The organism is Aeromicrobium sp., from assembly GCF_023146395.1.
GTDB lineage: Bacteria > Actinomycetota > Actinomycetes > Propionibacteriales > Nocardioidaceae > Aeromicrobium.
The window spans coordinates 1-17,510 of record NZ_JAGLCD010000020.1 but is presented as its reverse complement, the minus strand read 5'-3'; the positions used below and the strand labels follow the sequence as shown (position 1 = coordinate 17,510).

The 17,510-nt window shown below is 71.1% G+C and carries 16 protein-coding genes and 2 pseudogenes; 7 read left to right on the top strand and 11 right to left on the bottom strand.

Going from position 1 to position 17,510, the window contains the following annotated elements; genetic code table 11:
* A pseudogene (locus KAG51_RS13755) lies at positions 1-222 on the top strand (HNH endonuclease); the annotation flags it as partial.
* Positions 223-303: 81 nt separating this feature from the next.
* Here KAG51_RS13755 and KAG51_RS13750 read toward each other — a convergent pair.
* The 6 genes from KAG51_RS13750 to KAG51_RS13725 all read right to left on the bottom strand — a co-directional run bounded on the left by KAG51_RS13750 (position 304) and on the right by KAG51_RS13725 (position 4,979).
* Positions 304-1,293, bottom strand: coding sequence for a glycine betaine ABC transporter substrate-binding protein (locus KAG51_RS13750; RefSeq protein WP_290584412.1), 990 nt, complete (start codon positions 1,291-1,293; stop codon positions 304-306).
* Between the two features lies 1 nt (position 1,294).
* A complete protein-coding gene (locus KAG51_RS13745; protein WP_290584411.1) occupies positions 1,295-2,098 on the bottom strand; it encodes an ABC transporter permease in 804 nt (267 codons plus the stop codon).
* On the bottom strand, positions 2,091-3,305 hold the full coding sequence (locus KAG51_RS13740; protein WP_290584410.1) for an ABC transporter ATP-binding protein: 1,215 nt from the start codon (positions 3,303-3,305) through the stop codon (positions 2,091-2,093). The genes KAG51_RS13745 and KAG51_RS13740 overlap by 8 nt, the downstream gene beginning before the upstream one ends.
* On the bottom strand, positions 3,302-3,943 hold the full coding sequence (locus KAG51_RS13735; protein ID WP_290584409.1) for an ABC transporter permease: 642 nt from the start codon (positions 3,941-3,943) through the stop codon (positions 3,302-3,304). Before KAG51_RS13735 ends, KAG51_RS13740 begins: the two co-directional genes overlap by 4 nt.
* A 189-nt stretch (positions 3,944-4,132) precedes the next feature.
* A complete protein-coding gene (locus KAG51_RS13730; RefSeq protein WP_290584408.1) occupies positions 4,133-4,531 on the bottom strand; it encodes a VOC family protein in 399 nt (132 codons plus the stop codon).
* Between the two features lie 10 nt (positions 4,532-4,541).
* Positions 4,542-4,979: a helix-turn-helix transcriptional regulator gene (locus KAG51_RS13725; protein WP_290584407.1), complete on the bottom strand. Its 438-nt coding sequence runs from the start codon at positions 4,977-4,979 to the stop codon at positions 4,542-4,544.
* Between the two features lie 82 nt (positions 4,980-5,061).
* On the opposite strand from KAG51_RS13725, the gene KAG51_RS13720 reads away from it, so the two are divergent.
* On the top strand, positions 5,062-7,437 hold the full coding sequence (locus KAG51_RS13720) for an excinuclease ABC subunit UvrA (protein ID WP_290584406.1): 2,376 nt from the start codon (positions 5,062-5,064) through the stop codon (positions 7,435-7,437).
* On the opposite strand, the gene KAG51_RS13715 is transcribed toward KAG51_RS13720, so the two are convergent.
* Entirely contained in the window at positions 7,430-8,392 is a 963-nt protein-coding gene (locus KAG51_RS13715; protein WP_290584405.1) for a nitronate monooxygenase family protein, read from the bottom strand. The two genes, KAG51_RS13720 and KAG51_RS13715, sit on opposite strands and share 8 nt — an antisense overlap.
* A 119-nt stretch (positions 8,393-8,511) precedes the next feature.
* On the opposite strand from KAG51_RS13715, the gene KAG51_RS13710 reads away from it, so the two are divergent.
* Positions 8,512-8,937 carry a nuclear transport factor 2 family protein gene (locus KAG51_RS13710; protein ID WP_290584404.1) on the top strand — a complete coding sequence of 142 codons (426 nt, stop codon included), beginning with the start codon at positions 8,512-8,514 and terminating at the stop codon, positions 8,935-8,937.
* Positions 8,938-8,947: 10 nt separating this feature from the next.
* On the opposite strand, the gene KAG51_RS13705 is transcribed toward KAG51_RS13710, so the two are convergent.
* Positions 8,948-9,601, bottom strand: coding sequence for a TetR/AcrR family transcriptional regulator (locus KAG51_RS13705; protein WP_290584403.1), 654 nt, complete (start codon positions 9,599-9,601; stop codon positions 8,948-8,950).
* 120 nt (positions 9,602-9,721) lie between these two features.
* Here KAG51_RS13705 and KAG51_RS13700 point away from each other — a divergent pair, with 120 nt between their 5' ends.
* From KAG51_RS13700 to KAG51_RS13690, 3 genes are all read left to right on the top strand, one after another.
* Positions 9,722-10,483, top strand: coding sequence for an SDR family NAD(P)-dependent oxidoreductase (locus KAG51_RS13700; RefSeq protein WP_290584402.1), 762 nt, complete (start codon positions 9,722-9,724; stop codon positions 10,481-10,483).
* A 79-nt stretch (positions 10,484-10,562) separates the two neighbouring features.
* Positions 10,563-11,726, top strand: a complete 1,164-nt coding sequence (locus KAG51_RS13695) for an exonuclease SbcCD subunit D (protein WP_290584401.1) — start codon at positions 10,563-10,565, stop codon at positions 11,724-11,726.
* A complete protein-coding gene (locus tag KAG51_RS13690; protein WP_290584400.1) occupies positions 11,723-14,671 on the top strand; it encodes an SMC family ATPase in 2,949 nt (982 codons plus the stop codon). The genes KAG51_RS13695 and KAG51_RS13690 overlap by 4 nt, the downstream gene beginning before the upstream one ends.
* Position 14,672: 1 nt before the next feature.
* On the opposite strand, the gene KAG51_RS13685 is transcribed toward KAG51_RS13690, so the two are convergent.
* Positions 14,673-15,245, bottom strand: a complete 573-nt coding sequence (locus KAG51_RS13685; protein WP_290584399.1) for a DinB family protein — start codon at positions 15,243-15,245, stop codon at positions 14,673-14,675.
* A 71-nt stretch (positions 15,246-15,316) separates the two neighbouring features.
* On the opposite strand from KAG51_RS13685, the gene KAG51_RS13680 reads away from it, so the two are divergent.
* Positions 15,317-15,709 (top strand): universal stress protein, encoded by a 393-nt coding sequence (locus KAG51_RS13680; protein WP_290584398.1) that lies wholly within the window; start codon positions 15,317-15,319, stop codon positions 15,707-15,709.
* A 71-nt stretch (positions 15,710-15,780) separates the two neighbouring features.
* Here the strand turns inward: KAG51_RS13680 and KAG51_RS13675 are convergent, their stop codons facing one another.
* Positions 15,781-17,247: an NAD-dependent succinate-semialdehyde dehydrogenase gene (locus KAG51_RS13675; protein WP_290584397.1), complete on the bottom strand. Its 1,467-nt coding sequence runs from the start codon at positions 17,245-17,247 to the stop codon at positions 15,781-15,783.
* A pseudogene (locus KAG51_RS13670) lies at positions 17,244-17,510 on the bottom strand (hypothetical protein); the annotation flags it as partial. The gene KAG51_RS13675 and the pseudogene KAG51_RS13670, both read right to left, overlap by 4 nt.

Sequence of the window (17,510 nt, the reverse complement as noted above, 5' to 3'; positions counted from 1 at the left end):
ACCGACCTCGACGGACTCATCGGCCTCTGCCAGACCTGCCACTCACTCGTCCACCGCGGACTACTCATCATCGACGCCCTCGGCCACGGCAAATTCGACCTATCCACCCGCGACGGCAGACCCACCGACCTCACCCAACGCCGCACCACCCGCCACCACCTCCGCCAGATCCGACGCACCGCCCGACAAACCCGCCAGCGCGACTACCCCCTCCGCGCGTGACGAGAGTGCCGTCAGCTCTTCTTCGTCAGGGCGTCGAGCCCGTGCCCACAGTGCCGCAACCGGCCTCGGCCGAACCGCGCGTCACGAGATGAAGCCCTCTTCCTGAAGCCACTCGAAGGCCACGTCGACCGGCTCGCGCCCCTCGACGTCGACCTCGGCGTTCAGCCCGATCAGCACCTCGTCGGTGAGCGCCTCGCTGACCGGGGCGAACAGCTCCTCGATCTGCGGGTTCGCCTCCAGCACGGCATCGTCGATGACGAGCGAGACGTTGTACTTCGGGAAGTACTGCCGATCGTCCTCCAGCACCGTGAGGTCGAGCGCCAAGATGCGGCCGTCGGTCGTGAAGACCTCACCGAAGGTGCACTCCCCCTTGTCGGTGGCGCTGTAGATCGCCCCGGTCTGATAGGTCCGCAGGTTGCCCTCGGGAACGCCGTTCGGATCGCCCAAGGGGATCTCGTAGGTCTGCAGCATGCCTGGCAGACCATCGGGACGATTCGTGAACTCCGACTCGACGCAGAACGTGCGCTCCTCGATCGGGACGTCCTTGATCTGCGACAGCTTCGTGATGCCGAGCCGGTCGGAGGTCTCCTGCGTGATCGCGAACCCGTAGGTGTTGTTCATGGGCGCCGGCTGCAGCCAGGCGAGACCATTGGCCTCGAGATCCTCGTCCCGCACGGCGACGTACTGCTCCTCCTCGTCCGGGATGGGGTCCTCGTGGCCGAGGTAGGTGATCCACCCGGTGCCGGTGTACTCCCACATCGCGTCGATCTGCCCGTCAAGCTGGGCCTGGCGGGCCGCTGCACTACCGGGGATGTTCGTCAGGTCGTTGACCTCGGCCCCCGCCGAGGCCAGCAGGCTCACGGCCATCTTGCCCAGGATGATGTTCTCGGTGAAGTTCTTCGACCCGACGGAGATCTGCAGGTCGTCGAGGTCGACGTCGGCCACCGGGCCGTCGAGCTCTCCGGACAGGATCGGACCCGCCGCAGTGCCCAGACCGCACGCCGCAAGCGTCGTGGTGAGCAGCGCGGCCGCAGTCAGTCCTGTGCGACGGACGAGTCGGGTACGGGTCATGTCAGATTCCCTTCGGCCGGGTCGCCAGCTCGAGCACGCGGCCGAGCCACTCGATGAGCAGCGCGATCAGCGCGATCAGCACGGCGCCCGTGACCATGAGCGAGAAGCGGAAGAGCGTGATGCCGGTCTGCAGGACCTCGCCGAGGCCACCGGCGTCGATGAAGCACGCGAGCGAGGCGGTGCCCGCGATCAGCACGAGGGCGGTGCGCACGCCCGACATGATCACCGGGACCGCGAGCGGCAGCTCGACCTTGCCCAGCGTCGCGAGATTGGTCATGCCGAGGCCCCGGCCGGCCTCCAACAGCGTGGGGTCGACTCCCTGGATGCCGACGATCGTGTTGCGCAGCACCGGGAGGATCCCGTACAGGCTCAGGGCCCAGATCGCGGTCCAGAATCCGCCGTCGAGCCACAGGAACAGCAGCACGATCAGACCGACCGACGGGGCGGCCTGCCCGGCGTTGGCGATGCCGATCACGACGGGAGCCGCCGCACGGAACCGGCCGCGGGTGAGCAGGACGCCGAGCGGCACCGCGACGGCCACGACGATCAGCGCCGCCACGACCGTCAGCTGGACGTGCTCCACGCCGAGCCGGCGAAGCTCGGACCACCGCAGCTGCTGGGCCTCGACCGAGTCCAGGTCGGCGGTCTGGCGCCACCACACGAAGGCGCCGAACACCGCCGCCACGAGCGCGGGTGGCACGACGAGCATCAGCGTCATCTCGCGCGTGATGACCCGCCCCGAACCCTTCGGGGCAAGCTCGTCCTCGGCCGGCTGGGCCGGCGCCGTGGTGCTCGTGTCAGCCATCGGCGCTCACCGCCTCCTGCTCCTGCTCCTCGAGCTCGTGCTGGTGCTCGACGGCCTCCCGCTCGGTCTTGCGCATGTGCTCGGTGACGGTCTCGAAGTCGAGGACCCCGAGGTACTTGTCGCGGTCGCCGGTCACGATGACCTTCGAGTGGGCCGCGGTCAGCATCGTGTCGAGCGCGTCGTTGAGCGTGGCGGCCTCGTCGAGCGTCACGAGGTTCTCGCGCGGCGAGCTCTGCACCGTGTCGTGGTGGCGCACCTGGCGCAGCCACGGCCAGGCGACGGGTCGGTCTCGCGAGTCGATGACCACGATCGCGTCGTCGCCGGCCTCCTCGGCCTGACGCACGGCCGGACCCGTGTCGTCGCCGACCCGCGCCGTGGTGGGGTGCCGCAGGTCGAGGGACCGCACCCGGGCGAGCGAGAGCTGCTTGAGCGTGGAGCCGGCGCCCACGAAGTCGGCCACGAAGTCGTTCGCCGGCGCCGCCAGGATCGCGTCGGGGGTGTCGTACTGGGCGATCCGGGCGCCCTCCTGCAGGATGAGGATCCGGTCGCCGAGCTTGATGGCCTCGTCGATGTCGTGCGTGACGCAGACGATCGTCTTGCGCAGCTCGCGCTGGATGCTGATCAGCTCGTCCTGCAGGCGCTGGCGCGTGATCGGGTCGACGGCGCCGAAGGGCTCGTCCATGAGGATCACCGGCGGATCGGCGGCGAGGCCGCGGGCGACGCCCACCCGCTGCTGCTGTCCGCCGGACAGCTCGCGCGGGTAGCGGTCGCGGTAGCGGTCGGGGTCCAGGCCCACCAGGTCGAGCAGCTCGTCGGTGCGCTCGGTGATGCGCTTCTTGTCCCAGCCGAGCATCTTGGGCACGACCGCGACGTTGGCGGCGACGGTCAGGTGCGGGAAGAGGCTGCCACCCTGGATGACGTAGCCGATCTTGCGCCGCAGGCTCGTGGCGCTCTCCTGGCTGATGTCCTTGCCGTCGAGCAGGATCGTGCCGGACGTCGGCTCGATCAGCCGGTTGAGCATCTTGAGCGAGGTCGTCTTGCCGCAGCCCGACGGCCCGACGAATGCCACGATCTCGCCGGCCGGGATCGTCAGCGACAGCGAGTCCACGGCCGCCACCTTCTGGCCGGGGTACCGCTTGACGACGTTCTCCAGTCGCAGCTCGGCGCCGCTGATCTGCCGGTCCGGGGCCTGTTCGGTCTGCGTCATGCGCGGATTCCCTTCGAGATGGTGACACGCCCCAGCAGGAGCATCAGGAGGTCGGCGACGAGGGCCACGAGCACGATGCCCACGGTGCCGACGAGGGCGTAGTTGACGGCGTTGACGCCGCCGGCCTGCGTCAGCCCGGTGAAGATGTAGCCACCGAGACCAGGACCCAGGACGTAGGCGGCGATCGCCGCGATGCCCATCGACATCTGCACCGACGTGCGGACGCCGGCGTGGATGACGGGCCAGGCCAGCGGGAGGCGCACCCGAAGCAGCACCCCGAGGTCGGACATCCCCATGCCGCGGGCCGACTCGATCAGGGTCTTGTCGACCTGGGCGAAGCCGACCACGGCGTTGCGCAGGATCGGCAGGGTCGCGTAGAACGCGACGCAGATGAAGGCGGTCAGTGCGCCGATCATCGTGAGCGGGAGCAGGAGGCCGACGAGGGCGAACGACGGAATCGTCAGGCCGATCGCCGAGACGGTGTTCGCGACCGGGTCGAGGAACTGGAACCGGTCGACCAGGACGGCGATGCCGACGGCCACGATCGTCGCCACGAACACGGCCTGCAGCACGAGATTGGCGTGCTGCAGGGCGTTGTAGGCGATGATGTCACCGCGCTCGGAGATGAAATCCCACATGCGTTCGGAATCCTCCCGCTGTGCCTTGGTGGACGTTTCACCCAATCACGGGATGCGCGGACTCGCGCGCGCTTTCGCGGCGCGCACCCGCGACAGACCGCGCGAGCGATCCGTCGTACGTCCTGCAATGCCAGGGCACATCTGCGGTTCAGAGAAATCTCAGAAATCTCGGGGACACGCCCCCGCGGATCAGGCCTGATCGATCCGGATCAGGTTGCCGGACGGGTCGCGGACCGATCCGTCCCGCACGCCCCACGGCTGGTCGGCCGGCTCGTCGACGACCTCCGCTCCGTGCTCCACCAGACGGGCGAAGGTCGCCTCGAGATCGTCGGCACGGAAGTGGACGCCGCCGAACGCACCCTTGGTGACGAGGCCGGCGACGTTCGACCGGTCCGCCTCGCTGCCGTCGACGTAGTTGGTCAGGATGACCGCGACGTCGGGCTGGGCCGGCGGCACGACCGTGACCCAGCGGAAGCCGTCGTTCGGGACGTCGAGCTGCACCTCCAGCCCGAGGGCGTCGCGGTAGAACGCCACCGCGGAGTCGACGTCGGTGACCTGGACGAAGCACTTGGAGATCGAGAGGCTCATGCCGGCCAGCCTAGGAGCGGACGGGCACCCGTGGCTTCTCCGATCCTGCTCGATAGACCGGGCGCGTGCCATATTTCGCGACGCATCGCGGAAGGGCGTCGAGGTCCCCGTGGTCACGGTCGCGGTAGGCCGTCGGCGTCTCCCCCACGATCTGCGTGAAACGCGCGCTGAACGAGCCGAGCGACGTGCAGCCGACCGCGAGACACACCTCGGTGACGGAGAGCTCGCCGATCCGCAGCAGCGACGTGGCCCGCTCGATCCGGCGCATCATGAGGTGGGCGTGCGGGGTCTCGCCGTACGCAGCGCGGAAGCGGCGCGTGAAGTGCGCCGAGGACATCAGCGCGACCCGGGCGACGTCCGCGACCCCGATCGGGCGGGCGAACTCCTGGTCCATGAAGTCGCGGGCACGGCGCAGGCGTGCCAGCTCGTCCAGCTCCGCCGGTGTCACGGCGCCAGTCTAGGGAGAGATCGAGCAGCATCGGAGAAACGAATCGCTCCAGGCCGTCCGAGCCCTGCGGCAGGATGAGGCCATGGCTGCGACACCCCAGACCCCGGCGGAGCACCCCGCCGACACCCACGACCTCATCCGGGTGCAGGGCGCCCGTGTCAACAACCTCAAGGACGTCAGCGTCGAGATCGCCAAGCGACGCCTCACGGTCTTCACGGGCGTCTCGGGCTCGGGCAAGAGCTCACTGGTGTTCGGCACGATCGCGGCGGAGTCGCAACGACTCATCAATGAGACCTACAGCGCGTTCCTGCAGGGGTTCATGCCGACGACGGCGCGGCCCGACGTCGACCTGCTCGACGGGCTGACCACCGCGATCATCGTCGACCAGGAGCGCATGGGGGCCAACTCCCGCTCGACGGTCGGCACCGTCACCGATGTCAACGCCCTGCTGCGCATCCTCTTCAGCCGGCTCGGCGACCCGCACGTCGGCGGCCCCCAGGCCTACTCCTTCAACGTCGCCTCGATCAGCGGAGCCGGTGCTGTGAAGTTCGAGAAGGGCGGCGAGACCGTGAAGGAACGCCGCGAGTTCAGCATCCAGGGCGGTCAGTGCCCGACGTGCGAGGGCATGGGCCGGGTCAGCGACTTCGACCTCACCGCGCTCTTCGACGCCGACAAGTCGCTCAACGAGAGCGCGATCCTGATCCCGGGATACTCGATGGACGGCTGGTACGGCCGCATCTTCCGCGGGGTGGGCTGGTTCGACCCCGACAAGAAGCTCGGCGCGTTCACCGAGGCCGAGCTGGCCGACCTCCTGCACAAGGAGGCCACGAAGATCAAGATCGACGGCATCAACCTGACGTACCTGGGGCTCATCCCCCAGATGCGCAAGTCGATGCTCAGCAAGGACCCCGAGGCGATGCAGCCGCACATCCGGGCCTTCGTCGAGCGAGCCGTCGTCTTCACCGCCTGCCCCGACTGCGAGGGCACCCGCCTCAACGCGCAGGCTCGGTCGTCGAAGATCGCCGGCATCTCGATCGCCGAGGCGTGCGCGATGCAGATCAGCGACCTCGCCGCCTGGGTGCGTCAGCTCGAGGAGCCGTCGGTGGCGCCGCTGCTGGACGGGCTCCGGGGCACGCTGGACTCGTTCGTCGACATCGGCCTGGGCTACCTGAGCCTCGACCGGTCCTCGGGCTCGCTGTCCGGCGGCGAGGCGCAGCGCACCAAGATGATCCGGCACCTCGGATCCTCCCTGACCGACGTCACGTACGTGTTCGACGAGCCCACCGTGGGCCTGCACCCGCACGACATCGACCGCATGCACGCCCTGCTGCTGCAGCTGCGCGACAAGGGCAACACGGTCCTGGTCGTCGAGCACAAGCCCGAGACCATCGCGATCGCCGACCGCGTCGTCGACATGGGTCCGAAGGCCGGCACGGCCGGCGGCGAGATCGTCTTCGAGGGCACGCTCGACGAGCTCCGCTCGGCCGACACGCTCACGGGCCGTCACCTCGGCTATCGCGCACGCCTGAAGGAGACGGTGCGTGCCGCGACCGGCCAGATCGAGATCCGTGGCGCCTCGACGCACAACCTGCGCGACGTCGACGTCGACGTGCCCACCGGGGTCCTGTGCGTCCTCACGGGCGTGGCCGGATCGGGCAAGAGCTCCCTGATCCACGGTTCCGTCGTCGCACGCGAGGGGGTCGTGGCGATCGACCAGGGGGCGATCAAGGGCTCGCGCCGCAGCAACCCCGCCACCTACACCGGCCTGCTCGAGCCGATCCGCAAGGCGTTCGCCAAGGCCAACGGCGTGAAGCCGGCGCTGTTCAGCGCCAACTCGGAGGGCGCCTGCCCCACCTGCAAGGGAGCCGGGGTCGTCTACACCGACCTCGGCGTGATGGAGACCGTCGCGACGCCGTGCGAGGACTGCGAGGGCCGGCGGTTCCAGTCGGCCGTGCTGGAGTACACGTTCGGCGGCAAGAACATCGCCGAGGTGCTGGCGATGCCGGTGTCCGAGGCCGAGGACTTCTTCGCGGACGGCGAGGCGCGGCTACCCGCAGCCCACAAGATCCTGCATCGCCTGGACGACGTCGGCCTCGGCTACGTCAGCCTGGGCCAGCCGCTGACGACCCTGTCCGGCGGTGAGCGTCAGCGGCTCAAGCTCGCCACGCACCTGGGCACCAGCGGCGGCACCTACGTGCTGGACGAGCCCACCACGGGACTGCACCTGGCCGACGTCGAGAACCTGCTCGGCCTGCTCGACCGCATCGTCGAGTCCGGCAAGTCCGTCATCGTGATCGAGCACCACCAGGCCGTGATGGCCCATGCCGACTGGATCATCGACCTCGGGCCCGGCGCCGGCCACGACGGCGGCACGGTGGTCTTCCAGGGCACGCCGGCCGACCTCGTCGCCGATGCACGCACCCTGACGGGCCAGCACCTGCGGGAGTACCTCAGCTGAGCTTGGCGTGCAGGTCGGCCTTGGCGGCGTCGAGCTCGCCGCGGAGGCGAGCCACGAGGTCGGCCACGGAGCACACCTGGTCGACGGCGCCGACGCCCTGGCCCGAGCCCCAGATGTCGCGCCAGGCCTTGGAGTCGTCGGAGCCGAAGCTCATCGCCGACGGATCGGAGGTCGCCAGGTTGGCGGGGTCGAGCCCGGCGGCCTCGATGCTGCCGCGCAGGTAGTTGCCGTGCACCCCCGTGAACAGGTTGCTGTAGACGATGTCGCCGGCGTCGGAGTCGACGATCATCTGCTTGTAGCCCTCGACCACGTTGGCCTCGTGGGTCGCCAGGAACGCCGAGCCGACGTACGCGAAGTCGGCTCCCGCGGCCAGCGCGGCCAGGATCGACCGGCCGTGCGCGATCGCGCCCGACAGCAGCAGCGGCCCGTCGAACCACGCACGGATCTCCTGCAGCAGCGCGAACGGCGACTGCGTGCCCGCGTGACCACCGGCACCGGCGGCGACGGCGATCAGCCCGTCCGCGCCCTTCTCGACGGCCTTGCGCGCGAAACGGTCGTTGATGACGTCGTGCAGCACGATGCCGCCGTAGGAGTGCACCGCCTCGTTGATCTCCGGCCGCGCCCCCAGCGACGTGATCACGATCGGCACCTCGTGCTTGACCACGAGCTCCATGTCGGAATCGAGCCGGTCGTTCGACTTGTGCACGATCTGGTTGACCGCGAACGGGGCCACGGCCGCGCCCGGGTTGTCCTTCGCGTACGCCGCGTTGCTCTCGGCGATCTCGTGCAGCCAGTCGTCTAGCAGCGCCGCGGGGCGCGCGTTGAGCGCAGGGAACGCGCCGATCACGCCCGCCTGGCACTGGGCCTTGACCAGCGCCGGACCCGACGCGATGAACATCGGCGACGCCACGACGGGCAGCGACAGCGGCCTCTGCAGGACTTCGGGCAGCGACATGAGGACCTCCACGAGGAACGGGGTGGGGTGGGGGGCGAGTCGTCGGCGGGCTCGCGTCGTCGACCTCGTGCAGCGTAGCCTACGGTCAATGCTGACTGCGCAACAGACGGAGGTGGCCCATGGCGTCCGACCCGACCTCGCCGACCACGGATGAGACCGTGCCCGGCACGGTGCGTGCCTGGCACGCGCTCGTGGCCGACCCTGACCCCGCGGCGCTCCGCGGGATGCTCGCGGACGACGTGACGTTTCGCTCCCCCGCGGTGCACACGCCGCAGGAGGGTCCCGACCGGACGTTCGCCTATCTCTGGGCCGCGCTCGCGGTGCTCGGACCGGAGCTGGTCTACCAGCGCGAGTGGTACACCGGCGACTCGGCCGTGCTGGAGTTCACGAGCTCGATCGACGGGCTCGACGTGCACGGCGTCGACCTGATCACGTGGGACGAGGCCGGATCGATCGTCGACTTCACCGTCATGGCACGCCCCCTGCGCGGTCTGCAGGCCCTCATCGCCGCGATGGGTGCTGAGCTGCAGAAGTCACAGCCCTGATCGCGCCCGCTCAGGAAGCGGCGGGGTCGTCCAGGTCGAGCTCGCGCAGCGCCAGGCTGCGCCACGACGCGAGGTTGGGGTCGGCGGAGGGATCGCGCGGGTCGAAGGCATAGGTCAGGGCGACCCCGCGCATGCTCGAGTTCAGCAGGTCGCGCACGGCCGCGTAGCGCGGGTGCGCGGTGATCTCGGGGCCGAACATGCCGTCGACCGCCTCGCGGATCGCCGCGCCCAGCGCGTGCTCGCGCGGCCGGAGCGCCTCCGCGAGGGCCCGGTTCTGGCGCGCCGCGAGCCAGAGCTCGGTCGCGGCCCAGAAGTAGCCCTGGTGGTAGGTCGACCACATCGAGTCGATCGCCGCGGCGACCCGCTCGGCCGGGTCGTCGGGCCAGCTGCCGCTCTCGTGGGTCGCCCGGACGCGCCCCTCCGCGATGTGCTGCACGGCCGCGACCAGCAGCGCGTCACGGTGGGGGTACTGGTGCAGGAGGCGGCCGCGGCTGACCCCGGCCCGCTGCTGGATCTTGAGGGTCGACGCGCCGCTGTAGCCGTGCTCGATCAGCACCTCGACGGCGGTGTCCAGCAGGTGCTGCTGCGTGACCCGACTGCGGGCGGCGTAGTCGGAGTACGCGATCGAGTCATCGGCGTCAGGCGCCTGGTCCGTCGACTTCATCGGCTCCTCGCTCCTGATCGCGAGCGGCTCTCGCGACCTGTTACAGTCACCGCTGACTGTAGCAGCGTGAGGGTGGCCACACCGTCTGCGCGCCCCGACCTTTTCAGCAAGGAATTCTCCATGGACATCTCGAACACCGTCGCCCTCGTCACCGGCGGCGCGTCCGGACTCGGCCGCGCCACCGTGGAGGCCCTCGTGGCCAAGGGCGCCAAGGCCGTCGTGCTCGACCTCCCGGGCACCGGGGACGACGTCGCCGCCGCGCTCGGCGACTCCGTCAAGGTCGTGGGCGCCGACGTCCGCGACGCCGACCAGGTCCAGGCCGCGGTCGACGCCGCTGCGGAGCTCGGCGAGCTGCGCATTGTCGTCAACTGCGCCGGCACGGGTGACGCGATCAAGACCGTCGGCCGCGAGAACGCCCCCTACCCGCTGGAGAAGTTCCAGCGCATCATCGAGATCAACCTGATCGGCACGTTCAACGTCACGCGCCTGGCCGCGGCCCACATCGCGGGCCTCGACCCCGTCGGCGAGGAGCGCGGCGTCATCGTCAACACGGCCTCGGTGGCAGCGTTCGACGGCCAGATCGGCCAGGCCGCCTACTCGGCGTCCAAGGGCGGCGTCGTGGGCATGACGCTGCCGATCGCGCGGGACCTCGCCCAGCTCAAGATCCGGCTCAACACGATCGCACCGGGCCTGTTCAACACCCCGCTGCTGGCCTCGCTGCCGCAGGAGGCCCGTGACTCGCTCGGCCAGCAGGTCCCGCACCCCTCGCGGCTGGGCGAGCCGAAGGAGTTCGGCGCCCTCGCGGCCCACATCGTCGAGAACCCGATGCTCAACGGCGAGACGATCCGCCTCGACGGCGCGATCCGCATGGCCCCTCGCTGAGGCGGACGACGCAGCTCACCCTGGCGGCGCCGGGAGCGGCGCGGGCCGCGCTGTCAGCCCTGCCGCCTAGGGTTCTGACATGCGCATCTGGCACACCTCCGACTGGCACGTGGGTCGCACGTTCCACGGTCACGCCACGCTCGCGCCGCTCGAGGGCGTGCTGAGTGAGATGGCCCAGACGGTGGCCGCGCTCGAGGTCGACCTCGTGGTCGTGTCCGGCGACGTCTACGACTCCTCCACCCCGTCGGCCGAGGCCATCGGCGTCTTCAACCGCAGCCTGCGCCGCCTGCGCGAGGCCGGCCCACAGGTCGTGCTCACGGCCGGCAACCACGACTCCCCCACCCGGCTCGGCTCGATGTCGGACTTCGTCTCGGCGTCCGGGGTCCACGTCGTCACCCGTCCGGAGCAGGTCACGACGCCCGTCACGCTGCACGACGCGCACGGTCCGGTGCACGTGTACGGCATCCCCTTCCTCGAGCCGGCCCGCCTGCGCCACGTCTGGCAGGCCGAGCCGATGCGCACGCAGGCCCACGCGATCTCCGAGGCGATGCGCCTCGTGCGGGCCGATCTCGCCGAGCGTGGAGGCGGCCGTTCCGTGGTGCTGGCCCACACCTTCGTGGCCGGCGCCGAGGGCGAGTCCTGCGAGTCCGAGCGCGCCATCGTCGACACCCTCGCGGTCGGAGGTGTCGACCGCGTCCCGGTCAGCGCGTTCGACGGCGTCACGTACGCCGCGCTCGGCCACGTCCACGGCCGGTCGGTCCTGGCCGAGCACGTCCGGTACAGCGGGGCTCCCCTGCACCTGTCGTTCTCGGAGGAGGCCAAGCCCCGCGGCGGCTGGCTCGTCGAACTCGACGAGTCCGGCCTGACCGACGTCACGTGGGTCGACCTCACGGTGCCGCGCCCGCTCGTCACGCTCACCGGCACGCTGCAGGAGCTGCTCGACGCCCCCGAGCACGAGGCGCACACCTCGGCGTGGGTCCGGGCCCACCTCACCGATCCGCTGCGTCAGCGCGACGCGATGCGGCGCCTGCAGTCCCGGTTCCCGCACTGTGCGCAGCTCGACTACGTCGCCCTGGCCGCGCCTGTGGGCGGCGACCGCGCCTACCGTGAGCTGGTGCACGGCAAGTCCGATCTCGAGGTCGTCGACACCTTCCTCGGTCGGGTACGCGGCACCGGTCTCGACCCCGACGAGCGCGCCATCGTCGACGACGTCCTCGCCCACGCCGGGCAGGAGGTCTCGTGAGGATCCACTCTGTCGCGATGTCGGGGTTCGGCCCGTACCGCGACCGGGTCGAGGTCGACTTCGACGCGTTCGCCGACGACGGCATCTTCCTGCTCACCGGACGCACGGGCGCGGGCAAGTCCTCGGTGCTCGACGCCCTCACCTACGGCCTCTTCGGGTCGGTCCCGCGCTACGACGGCAAGGCCGACGAGGCGATCCGCAGCCGCTACCTCGCCCCGGGCGAGCCCACCGAGGTCACGGTCGAGCTCACGGTCGCCGACTCCCGCTACCGCATCTGGCGCTCACCGCGTTTCAGCCGGCCCAAGCTCAAGGGCGAGGGCTTCACCACGACCCCCGCCCGCATCGAGCTGAGCCGTCTCGGACCGGCCGGCTTCGAGGTGTTCGAGACCAAGATCGGCAACGCCGACACCCACGTGCAGGAGCTCCTGGGCCTCGACGCCCATCAGTTCCTGCAGGTCGTGCTGCTGGCGCAGGGTCAGTTCCAGGAGTTCCTCCTCGCGCGCAGCGACACCCGTCGCAAGCTGTTGCGCCGGCTGTTCGGCACCCAGCGCTTCGACACGTACGCCGCCTCGGTGCAGGAGCGGGCCAAGCTGGCCAAGTCCCAGCTCGAGCAGGTCCTCACGACGATCTCGGCCAAGGCGGGCACGCTCGCCCAGCAGGCCGGAACCGACGCGCCCGAGGTCCCGGAGGCCACCGCGTGGGCCGCGCAGGTCGTCGCCGACCAGCAGCACACCGTCGCGGAGGCGACCCAGCGCGCCGAGGCCGACCGCACCCGGCTGGCCGAGGTCGAGCACACCTTCCAGCAGGCCCGCACCACCGCGGAGCGCCAGCAGCGGCGGCGTGAGGCCCGCAGCCGGCTCACCGCCCTGGTCGAGCAACGCCCCACGATCGAGGCCCACCGCACGTCCGTCGCGGCGGCGCGTCGCGCCGCACTCGCGCAGCAGGCCGTCTCCCAGCACCGCCGGGCCACCCAGGCCCTGGCGGAGGCCGAGCAGGGGCAGCGCTCCGCCCACGCGGACCTGGCCCAACGCCTTTCCGATCACCCGGTCGACCTCGACTCGCTGCGGGCGAGCGGCGACGACCTGGCCGAGCGCATCGGTGCTCTCGCCCGGGCGGTCGAGCTCGAGCGACGCCTGCCCGACCTGCACCACCGCGCCGCCGAGGCGGCGCAGACGCTGGCCCAGTTCGGCGAGGAGGTCGAGCACCGCCGCGCCGAGCGTGATCTCGCGGCCCGCCGCATCGACGAGATCCGGCTCGAGCTGGACGCCACGGCCGATCTCGGCGCCCTGCACGCCACGGCCACGGCCGAGCTCGCCCGTCTCCGGGAGCGCCAGGCGCACGCCGCCGAGGCCGATCGGCTCGACCAGCAGCTCAGCGCCGCCACGCGCGAGCGGCTCGCGCTCGACGAGGCCGCCAACCAGGCCGAGACCGCACGACTCGCGCTGCGTCGACGCCAGCTCGACGGGTACTCCGCCGTGCTCGCCGCCCAGCTCACACTGGGCGAGCCGTGCACGGTGTGCGGGGCCCTCGAACACCCCCGTCCCGCACGCCCGCACGACGACCACGTCGAGGAGGCCGACGTCGAGGCGGCTGAGCAGGCCGAGGGCCGGGCCCGCGACGCCGCCGCGCTGGCCGCCGCCACCGTCGAGCGGCTCCGCACGGCCTTCGCCGCCGCTGCGGACCAGGCCGGTGGCACGGGCCCGGAGCTCACGGCCGCCGTCGACACGGCCAGGCAGGCCCTCGATGGCCTCGGTGAGGGGCTCAGCCGACGCGCGGCCCTCGAGCAGGAGGCCACGAGCCTGCGCTCGACCCTCGAGCGGCTCGATCGCGAGCACGTCGGCAGCGCCCAGGAGCGCGAACGGCTCGCGGCCGGCGCCACCGCCGCGGGCACGAGCCTCGCCGATGCCGAGACGGTGGTCACCGAGGCCCGCGGCGCTGCCGACTCGGTCGAAGCGGTGCGGGCCGACCTGCGGGCCGACCTGGCCGTGGTGCGCGCCGCCGCCGACGCCACGGAACGGCTCGAGGAGGGCCGCGCCGCGGTCGCGAGCACGCAGACCGCGCTCGACGGAGCGCTGGCCAGCGGTGGCTTCGCAGCTCCCGAGGACGTCGACGCGGCCGTCGTGCCCGCCGCAGAGGTCGAGCGGCTCGAGGCGCTCGTGGCCCAGCACGACGCCTCGTCGGCCGCCGCCGAGGCCACCCTGGCCGAGCCCGAGCTGGCCGACCTTCCCGACGAGCCGGTCGACGTCGAGGCGCCGCGCGCCGCTCGCGACGAGGCCCAGCGCGCCGCGACGGAGTCGGGTGAGGAGCGCGCCACCCAGCAGGGACGACTCGACGCGTTCCGCGCGCTGGCCGCCGAGATCACCCAGGCGGGGGCGGCGTCCGCCACCCAGCTCGCGCGCTACGAGACCGTCGCGGGCCTCGACCACGCCCTGCGCGGCTACGGCGCCAACCAGCTGCGCATGCCGCTCGAGACCTTTGCCCTCGTGGCCGAGCTGGAGGACATCCTCGGCGCGGCCAACGTGCGCCTCGCCTCGATGACCGCCGGTCGCTACGAGCTGCAGTACTCCGACGACGCGGCGTCCACCGGCACGTCCGGGCTCGAGATCGTGGTGCTCGACGCCCACACGGGCGACACCCGGTCGCCCAGCTCCCTGTCGGGCGGGGAGAAGTTCCAGGCCTCCCTCGCGCTCGCGCTCGGCCTGGCCGAGGTCGTCACCGCACGGGCCGGGGGCCTGCGGCTCGACACCCTCTTCATCGACGAGGGCTTCGGCTCGCTCGACCCCGAGACGCTCGAGATCACGATGGAGACCCTCGACGCGCTCCGCGAGGGTGGCCGCACGATCGGGCTGATCAGCCACGTGGAGGCCATGAAGGAGCAGATTCCCGCGCAGGTTCGCGTCGAACGCTCCGCCGACGGCTCCAGCACGATCCGCAGCTCGGCCTGAGTCAGTCGCCGGCGGCCTCGTGCGCCGCCCGCTCGACCCGGGCCACGTGGGCCGGCCAGTCGATCGCGTCGGGCATGTTCTCCACGCCCGGCCGCAGTCCGGCGAAGCCGTCGAGGCCCTCGCGCAGCACGTCGACCTGGCCCGCGTGGCGCGCGAGCTCGACGGTCATGTGCATCAGGATCTGCTGCAACGTCACCGGCGCGCGGTCACCCCACCACGGCACCCGACCGGCGGCGTCGAGCGGCAACGCCTCGATCGTGGCGTCGGCGTGGGCCCACGCCCGGTGCCAGAGGTCGAGCACGTCGGCCCGCGACTCCTCGGCCGGGCACCAGAGATCGATCAACGGGTCGTCGTCGCTGAGCGGCACCTCGCCGGGGAACGGGCGGTCGAACACGAGCCCGAAGTACTCGGCCGCACACGCCGCCACGTGCTTCGTGAGTCCCAGCAGGTTGGTGCCGGTCGGCGTCAGCGGGCGCCTGACGTCGAGGTCGTCGACACCCTCGAGCTTCCACAACCAGGCCTCGCGGAGCTGGTCGAGGTACTGCACGAGCATGGCCTTGTCATCGGCGGGCATGCCGTCATCGTGGCATTTCAGGCGACAGAGATCGCATTCGTTTGTGCATACATGATGGGTAGGATGGCCCCATGACGATCCTGCTGTCCTACGTCCCCTCCGAGCCCGGCGATGCCGCGGCGCCGGTCGCGATCGCCGAGGCGGCCGCCCACGGCGTGCCCCTCGTGATCGTCAACGCGTTGCGCGGCGGTGCGCTGGTCGATTCCCACGCCGCGTCGGACGAGGCGCTCACCACCCTCGTCGAGCAGGCTCGCGCCGCCGGGGTCGATGCCACCGTCGAGCGCCCCGAGAACAGCGACATTGTCGAGGCGATCCTCGAGCTCGCCGAGAAGGACGACGTTTCGACGATCGTGATCGGGGTCCGACACCGTTCACCGGTCGGCAAGCTCCTGCTCGGCAGCGTCGCCCAGCGCGTCATCTTGGAAGCCCCCTGCGCGGTGCTGGCGGTCAAGCCGCAGGCGTAGCGTCTGCGCCACTCGAGGGGCGACGAGGAACCAGGACTTCTCAAGGGGCCCTCAACGGGTGGGTGCTGCGATCACCGCGCGATTCCCACGTACTGGTGCTCGAGGTACTCGTCGATGCCCTCGCGGCCGCCCTCGCGGCCCAGCCCCGACTCCTTGACCCCGCCGAACGGCGCCGCAGGATCCGACACGACACCCGCGTTCACGCCGACCATCCCGAACTGCAGGCGCGGGACGAACCGCAACGTACGGTCGAGGTCGCGCGTGTAGACGTAAGCCGCCAGCCCGTACGGCGTAAAGTTGGCCAGGCGCGCCGCGTCGTCCTCGTCGACGAAGCTCTGCACCGGCGCGACCGGGCCGAAGATCTCCTCGGTCACGACGCGGGAGTCGGGACCGACGCCGTCGAGCACAGTGGGTGGGTAGAAGTGGCCAGGACCGTCCGGCAGCTCGCCGCCGACGACCAGACGCGCTCCGTCGGCGACGGCGTCGGCGACCAGACCGTGCACGCGCCGGCGCGACCGCTCGTCGATCAGAGGTCCGAGATCCGTCCCGGCGTCCGTGCCCGGTCCGACGACGAGCGCGTCCATCGATGCGGCAAACCGCTCGACGAACTTCTCACGGATCGACGTCTGCACCAGGAATCGGTTCGCCGCGGTGCAGGCCTCGCCGATGTTCCTGGTCTTGGCCGCGATGGCTCCCTCGACCGCTGCATCGAGGTCGGCGTCGTCAAAGACCACGAACGGCGCACTGCCTCCGAGCTCCATCGAGCACCGCAGCACCCCGTCGGCAGCCGAGGCCAGCAGCCGCTTGCCCACGGGGGTCGAGCCGGTGAACGAGAGCTTCCGCAGGCGCGGATCGGCCAGGAGGTGGCCGGTCGCCGTCGCAGGGTCCGCGGTGGTCACGACGTTCAGCACCCCGGGCGGCAGGCCGACCTCCTCGAAGACCTTCGCGAGGGCGAGTGTCGTGAGCGGGGTCAGCTCGGCCGGCTTCACGACCGCGGTGCACCCCGCCGCCAGCGCGGGAGCGATCTTGCGTGTCGCCATCGCCAGCGGGAAGTTCCACGGCGTGATGAGCAGGCACGGGCCCACCGGTCGGCGGTTCACGAGCATGTGGAGTCGTCCGCTCGGCAGCGTGCCGGTTCGACCATCGATGCGGACGGCCTCCTCTGCGAACCACCGCAGGAACTCGGCGCCGTAGGCGACCTCACCGCGCGCCTCAGTGAGCGACTTGCCCATCTCGGCCGTGATGAGGCGGGCAAAGCCGTCGGTGTTCTCGTGGACGAGGTCGAAGGCTGCCACCAGGAGGATCGCCCGATCGCGCGGCGCGACCTCCGCCCACGACTCCTGCGCCCGGTCGGCCGCGGTGAGTGCTGCGGACCCGTCTCTCGCGTCGCCGTCGGCGACCTGGGTCAGCGGCTCTCCTGTCGCCGGGTCGGCCACGACGAACCGCCGGCCCGAGGACGCCCCACGCCATGTGCCGTCGACGAACAGGTCAGCCTTCGCGCCACCGAGCAGGTCATCGATGTACTGCGCGACGCTCACGCGCGAGTTTCGGCCGGGTCGGCGCTCGCGTCGAACCGGATGATCTGGCGCAGCTCCGCACCGCTCGCGAGCAGGTCCATCGCCCGGTTGATCCCCTCCAGCCCGATGGTCGAACTGATGAGCTTCTCGACCGGCAGCTTCCCGGCACGCCACAGGTCCACGAAGATCGGGATGTCACGGGACGGCACGGCAGAACCCAGGTAGCTGCCGACGATCGTGCGGCCCTCGGCCACCAGGGCTAGCTGTAACCGGTCAGCACGTTG